This window comes from Neisseria sp. P0001.S005 (genome assembly GCF_051963715.1).
This window is the reverse complement of record NZ_JBQCTZ010000686.1, coordinates 1-402: the sequence shown is the minus strand read 5'-3', so window position 1 is coordinate 402 and position 402 is coordinate 1. Positions and strand designations below refer to the sequence as shown.

The window sequence follows — 402 nt, the reverse complement described above, 5'->3', positions numbered from 1 at the left end:
GATGATTTGTTCAAAGGCAAAAAAGTAGTCGTGTTCTCTCTGCCTGGCGCATTTACTCCAACTTGCTCTTCTTCTCATCTGCCACGCTACAACGAATTGTTTGGCGCGTTCAAAGAAAACGGTGTTGACGCAATCTACTGCGTATCTGTAAACGACACTTTCGTAATGAACGCTTGGGCTGCTGAAGAAGAAGCTGACAACATCTACATGATTCCTGATGGCAACGGTGAATTTACTGAAGGCATGGGCATGTTGGTTGGCAAAGAAGACTTGGGCTTCGGTAAACGCTCTTGGCGTTACTCCATGCTGGTTAACGACGGCGTGATTGAAAAAATGTTTATCGAACCTGAAGAACCAGGCGATCCTTTCAAAGTGTCTGACGCTGACACTATGTTGAAATAC

The 402-nt window shown here is 45.3% G+C and carries 1 protein-coding gene; it reads left to right on the top strand.

What is annotated here, in order from left to right; all coding sequences use genetic code 11:
* A partial coding sequence (locus ACTHSP_RS22375; RefSeq protein WP_440347056.1) for a peroxiredoxin occupies nucleotides 1-402 on the top strand: 402 nt, incomplete at both ends.